Origin of the sequence: Pseudomonas syringae group sp. 247E2 (assembly GCF_032587795.1) — a bacterium.
Classification (GTDB): Bacteria; Pseudomonadota; Gammaproteobacteria; order Pseudomonadales; family Pseudomonadaceae; genus Aquipseudomonas; species Aquipseudomonas amygdali.
Window position 1 is genome coordinate 220,522 of the sequence record NZ_JAWHPK010000005.1, and the last position, 6,000, is coordinate 226,521.

A 6,000-nucleotide genomic window follows, 5' to 3' on the forward strand; every position below is an offset into this window, starting at 1 on the left:
CAATATCGCTGCATGGCAATCGCCTGCCACCTGCGGCACTATTAACCATCTGGTACATTCCGCTCAACACCTGCTCTGGACCGGGCAGTGGCACAAAAACAAGAGACGTATTCTATGACCCATGCTGAAAAAAAATCCGTTCTTGCCGGCCTGATCGGCTCGGGCATCCAGGCCTCGCGAACGCCCGCCATGCACGAGCACGAAGGCGACGCCCAGGGCCTGCGCTACTTGTATCGGCTGATCGATATCGACGCCCTGCAACTGGATATCAGCGCCCTGCCCCAGCTTGTCGAAAGCGCACAAAACTGCGGCTTCACCGGCCTGAACATCACCTTTCCGTGCAAGCAGGCGGTTATCCCCTTACTGGACGAACTTTCCGCCGAAGCCCGCGGTATCGGCGCAGTGAATACCGTGGTGTTCAAGGACGGCAAGCGCATTGGTCACAACACTGACTGCCTGGGTTTTGCCGAAGGCTTCCAACGCGGCCTCGACAAGGCTCCACGTCAGCAGGTGGTGCAAATGGGCGCAGGTGGCGCAGGCGCTGCCGTGGCTCATGCGTTATTGAGCGCTGGCGTCGAATGCCTGACAGTATTCGAAGTCGAGCCGCAACGCGCGCAAGGGCTGGTGGACAACCTCAACGAGCATTTCGGTGCCGGACGGGCAAAGGTGGGTATCGATTTGCCCGCCGCTATGGCCGAAGCCGATGGCCTGGTCAATACCACGCCGGTCGGCATGGCCAAACTGCCGGGCACGCCGTTGCCGGTCGAGTTGCTGCGCCCTGAGCTGTGGGTCGCGGAAATCATCTACTTCCCGCTGGAAACCGAACTGCTCAAGCATGCCCGCGCGCTGGGCTGCCGCACGCTGGATGGCAGCACCATGGCGGTGTTTCAGGCAGTCAAGGCATTTGAGTTATTCAGTGGCCAGTCAGCCGATGCAGAACGGATGATGGCGCACTTCCATACGCTGTAAACCTCAGCGCTTAAGATAACGCAGCACAGCGTCGCAAATCATCGCCTTGTGACGCTGTTTGACCTCCTCGCTCCACAGCTCGATCTGGAAAATTTCGCTGAAGGTATGGCGGTTGGAGATCCGGTAGAAGCAGAACGAACTGATCATCAGGTGCAGGTCCACCGGATGAACACCATCGCGGAACAAGCCACTGGCCTCGCCGCGTCGCAGGATGCCATCGAGCGCCCTGATGATATTCTGGCTTTTGGCCTGGATCGAATCGGACTGTTTGACGTTCTCGCCGTAATGAATGTTTTCGATGCACACGATACGCACGAAATCGACGTTGCTGTCATGGTGATCGAAGGTGAATTCAACCACGCGATGAATCGCCTCGACAGGCTCCAGCTCACTCAGGTTCAACTCGCTCTCGGTATTGCGAATCGCACCGTAGAGTTTTTCCAGCACTTCGACATACAGCTGCTCCTTGCTGCCGAAGTAGTAATAGATCATCCGTTTCGAGGTTTTAGTTCGCTCGGCGATGGCATCGACGCGCGCGCCTGTAAGACCGTGGGCAACGAATTCGGCGACAGCAGCCTGAAGAATATCTTCGCGGGTTTTTTCCGGGTTGTTCTTGCGGCCCTTGGGCGCAGTAGCGGCAGGTTCAACGGCAACGGCGGAGTCGATTTTTTTCATTGTTGGCTCATGACCACGGGTAATGCGCGAAGTATGAAGCTGACCGCAGGCAGAGGGAAGCTGCGAGGCATTCGCACCCTCGCAGCAGCTCTGCAGTCGGTCTCGCGTTACAGCCGCGCCTGACGCGCTGCCACATTGCGCGCCTTGGCCATCGCCGCCAGACGCACCGGCACGTTGGCCGCGCCATAGCCCACGTAGCCATTCTTGCGTTGCAGGATCTCGAAGAAGAAGCGCCCGTCGAAGGCATCTGTGTAGACGTGGAACAGCTCGCCGCCCTGCGCATCGCGGTCATAAAGCACGTTGTAATACGCCAGTTCGCTGAGAAACTCTTCATCGAAATCGAAGCGGGCTGCCAGGTCGTCGTAGTAATTGAGCGGGATGTCCAGCAACGGCACCCCCGCTTCCTTGGCGCGGCTGACCTCGGCAAAGATGTCTTCACAGGAGAACGCAATGTGATGCACCCCAGAGCCGCGATAACTCGACAGCGCGTGGGAAATGGCCGTGTTGCGATTCTCGGAAATGTTCAGCGGCAGGCGCACGGTACTGCAACGACTGCGCAGGGCACGACTTTTCACCAGACCGTAGGGGTCGGGCAGCACCACCTCGTCATCGGCCTCGAAATCCAGAATGCTTTTGTAGAACAGTACCCAGCTGTCCAGGCTGTCGGCGGGCAGCGCCATGGCCATGTGGTCGATACGCTGCAAACCACCCTTGGCAACCGCTTGCGGGTCGACGACAAAATCGCTGTCGTAAATCGATTCTCCGGGCGCAGCGCTATCAACCAGATAGATCAGGCTACCGTCGGGCGCGCGGACTGAAGGAATCTCCCGCTCATTGGGGCCGACCAGCCCGCGATACGGCTGGCCTTTGAAGGCCCGCGCACGCTCCAGCGACTGATGGCCGTCATCGACGCGCAAGGCAGTGGCGCACAACGACGGCCCGTGGGCCTCGAAAAAGCTATGGGCAAAAGAATAGGGTTCGGCATTGAGCACGATCTTGATATCCCCCTGCCCCAACAGACTGACCGCCTTGGAGCGATGCTGACCCAGCTTGGCAAAGCCCAGCCGTTGCAGCCAGCCCGAGAGGCGCGCGCCGTGGCTCTCATCGACCGCAAATTCCAGAAACTCGACGCCGTTGTAAGTGCTGGCAGCGGGCGGGTTGAAAAGTATTTCAGGAACAGCGGCTGGCTCGTCACGCGCCATCAACTGGCGGGTTTTTTCTTCCAGATAAAGCAGCGAACGCAAGCCGTCCGCCGCGTTGGCGCGAGTCGGGGCGGCACGGAAACCGTCGTTGAACACTTCCAGCGACAATGGGCCGGTGTAGCCGCTGCGCAGAATCGGCGCGAGGAAACCGGCAAGATCAAACTCGCCCTGACCGGGGAAGCAGCGGAAATGGCGGCTCCACTCCAGCACATCCATGGCCAGAATCGGCGCGTCGGCCATTTGCACAAAGAAAATCTTGTCACCCGGGATTTGCGCAATCGCGCTTGGGTCGCCCTTGAGTGACAAGGTATGGAAGCTGTCGAGCAACACACCCAGAGCAGGATGATCAACCTGACGCACCAGGTTCCAGACCTGTTGCCAGGTGTTCACATGCTTGCCCCAGGCCAGCGCCTCATAACCGACACGCAGGTTACGGGCTCCGGCACGCTCGGCCAGCAGGCTCAGGTCATCCAGCAGAATACTTTCGTCGCCCACCGAATCGGCAGACGCATTGCTGCAGACCAGCACCAGATCGGTGCCCAGTTCCTGCATCAGATCGAATTTGCGTTCGGCACGGTCGACATTGCGCTGCAGACGATCACGGCGGCAGCCTTCAAAATCCCGGAACGGCTGGAACAGGGTGATGGCGATCCCAAGATCGGCACATATCTGCCTGACGTTGCGTGGGCTACCGTCGTAATACAACAAGTCGTTTTCGAAAATTTCGACGCCGTCAAAGCCGGCTGCGGCGATGGCTTCGAGCTTTTCGGGCAGAGTACCGCTCAAGGATACGGTAGCAATTGAACGCTGCATGCTTTTCAGCTCCTGGATGAACGCGACCTGTTTCAGTCGCGACTGGACAGCACCGCATTCCTGGCCTTTCCCGGCCTTATTCAGAGGTGCGAGTAAAGTATTTGCCTGTCAAAATACTACAGCAACATAAAGTGTACGAACCGGTTAGTTTTACGTTCGATTATCGAACAAAAGCCGTTTTACTCAATTGACGCTGTATCGCGCAATGCTCAACATCAGCATCACATTGCAGGGTAGACCCGCAGTCAAACGTTTTGATCTTTTGCTTCATCAGCAGCAACCCATAACAATTCAAAAAACAGGAACATTGCTCATGTGCACCCTTCTCGCTTTGCTCGCCCGCTCGCCCGTCCGTCTCACCAGACGTCAGGTTCAACGAACTCGTCCGGCCAAAAGCCCCGCGCGGATCTGCGTCGCCTGAAACATTCCAACACACTTGCGCGGCCCAACCTGTAAATTGTCGGCCCGACGGATCGTCTCGATGAAAGCCTGAGTCAACAGGCCAGTCGAATCACGGTTCTACGACTTCACTTTACCTGCACAACGCCTGCATCGAGTGGACTTCTCAGTCCGACTGTTGCCAGCAGCACAGTCCTGGAACGGATGGTTAGAACATCATGCTTAACACCCAGACCAACCCTGTCGCCCAGGCCGCCCGTGCCGGGATGGGCGAAAAGATTCGCGGCGCACTCGCCGTGGGCAAGACGCGCTGGGGCATGCTCGCCCTGGTGTTCTTCGCCACCACGCTGAACTACATCGACCGAGCGGCGCTTGGCGTCATGCAGCCCATCCTCGCCAAGGAAATGAGCTGGACGGCGATGGACTACGCCAACATCAACTTCTGGTTTCAGGTCGGTTACGCGGTGGGCTTCGTGCTGCAAGGCCGCTTTATCGACAAGGTCGGCGTCAAGCGCGCGTTCTTCCTCGCGGTGCTGCTGTGGAGCCTGGCGACCGGCGCTCATGGCCTTGCAACTTCCGCTGTGGGCTTCATGGTCTGCCGGTTCATTCTCGGCCTGACCGAGGCGGCCAACTACCCGGCCTGTGTAAAGACCACGCGTCTGTGGTTCCCGGCAGGTGAACGTGCCGTGGCGACTGGTATTTTCAACGCTGGCACCAACGTCGGCGCAATGCTGACCCCGGCGCTGCTGCCGCTGATCCTTACCGTCTGGGGCTGGCAGGCGGCCTTTATAGCGATGGGTTCGCTGGGGCTGATCTGGGTCATCATGTGGCGCCTGAAGTACTACAACCCCGAAGAGCATCCGACCGTCAGCAAGGCCGAGCTGGATTATATTAATCAGGAAGTCGAACCTGCGCCGGTCAAGGTGCCCTTCACCGGCATTCTGAAGATGCGCGGCACGTGGGCGTTCGCGCTGGCTTACGCGATTACTGCGCCGGTGTTCTGGTTCTACCTGTACTGGTTGCCGCCGTTTCTCAATCAGCAATACAACCTGGGTATCAGCGTGACGCAGATGGGCATCCCGCTGATCCTGATCTGGCTGACCGCTGACTTCGGCAGCGTGGGTGGCGGCATTCTGTCCTCCTGGCTGATCGGGCGCGGCATGCGTGCGACCACTGCGCGTCTGCTGTCGATGCTGATCTTTGCCATCACTATCTGCAGCGTGGTATTCGCCGCCAACGCCAGCGGCCTGTGGGTGGCGGTACTGGCCATCTCGCTTGCGGTGGGTGCGCATCAGGCCTGGACCGCAAACATCTGGAGCCTGGTGATGGACTACACGCCCAAGCACATGATGAGTACGGTGTTCGGCTTCGGCGGCATGTGTGCGGCCATTGGCGGTATGTTCATGACCCAGATTGTGGGTGCGGTGCTGACCGCCACCAATAATAACTACAACGTGCTGTTCACCATGATCCCGGCGATGTACTTCATCGCGTTGATCTGGCTGTACTTCATGGCCCCGCGCAAGGTGCCGACGCTCAGCGAGTAATCGTCTGACACCGTCATAAAGGCCCGGCTCACTCAGTGACCGGGCCTTTTTGCTATCGTCCCCACGCTTTGCGCAGAGTGACGAAAAGTGCTCTCCCGGACGCCTCTCGTGGGTCTGCGACCTCAGGTAGATTTAGGTTCGACTAAGGTCGCCTTTTCGCCCCTCCGCGACTCACTTAGTTATCCCAGACGCCGCTCGTTCCTCACGCTCCGCGTGGGAATGCAGTTCGTGACGCTCCGCGTCACACGGAGGTTCTGCGATGGCAGGTGGATCGGGGTTCGACTCAGGTCACCTTTTCGCCCCTCGGCGACTTACTTTGATGGGGCCAAAGTAAGCAAAACCCCTCGCTCCTGTTTCCGGCCCGACTTCGTCGGGTTCCTTCGCCCTGTCACTGA

The 6,000-nt window shown here is 58.8% G+C and carries 4 protein-coding genes; 2 read left to right on the plus strand and 2 right to left on the minus strand.

Features of this window, described 5'->3' with window-relative positions; genetic code table 11:
- Nucleotides 1-114: 114 nt before the first annotated feature.
- Nucleotides 115-969: a shikimate dehydrogenase gene (locus RYC18_RS07060; protein ID WP_316884655.1), complete on the plus strand. Its 855-nt coding sequence runs from the start codon at nucleotides 115-117 to the stop codon at nucleotides 967-969.
- A gap of 3 nt (nucleotides 970-972) precedes the next feature.
- Here the strand turns inward: RYC18_RS07060 and RYC18_RS07065 are convergent, their stop codons facing one another.
- Nucleotides 973-1,644 carry a TetR/AcrR family transcriptional regulator gene (locus RYC18_RS07065; RefSeq protein WP_004642739.1) on the minus strand — a complete coding sequence of 224 codons (672 nt, stop codon included), beginning with the start codon at nucleotides 1,642-1,644 and terminating at the stop codon, nucleotides 973-975.
- 107 nt (nucleotides 1,645-1,751) lie between these two features.
- Nucleotides 1,752-3,659 carry a 3-dehydroshikimate dehydratase QuiC gene (gene quiC, locus RYC18_RS07070; RefSeq protein WP_005779816.1) on the minus strand — a complete coding sequence of 636 codons (1,908 nt, stop codon included), beginning with the start codon at nucleotides 3,657-3,659 and terminating at the stop codon, nucleotides 1,752-1,754.
- 617 nt (nucleotides 3,660-4,276) lie between these two features.
- Here quiC and RYC18_RS07075 point away from each other — a divergent pair.
- Complete coding sequence (locus tag RYC18_RS07075) at nucleotides 4,277-5,605, plus strand: MFS transporter (RefSeq protein ID WP_016981977.1); 1,329 nt, start codon at nucleotides 4,277-4,279, stop codon at nucleotides 5,603-5,605.
- Nucleotides 5,606-6,000 lie beyond the last annotated feature (395 nt).

Excerpts from the sequence above, each read along its gene's own strand:
- RYC18_RS07060 (WP_316884655.1), top strand. The coding sequence starts at position 115 with ATGACCCATGCTGAAAAAAAATCCGTTCTTGCCGGCCTGATCGGCTCG.
- RYC18_RS07065 (WP_004642739.1), bottom strand. The coding sequence starts at position 1,644 with ATGAAAAAAATCGACTCCGCCGTTGCCGTTGAACCTGCCGCTACTGCG.
- quiC (WP_005779816.1), bottom strand. The coding sequence starts at position 3,659 with ATGCAGCGTTCAATTGCTACCGTATCCTTGAGCGGTACTCTGCCCGAA.
- RYC18_RS07075 (WP_016981977.1), top strand. The coding sequence starts at position 4,277 with ATGCTTAACACCCAGACCAACCCTGTCGCCCAGGCCGCCCGTGCCGGG.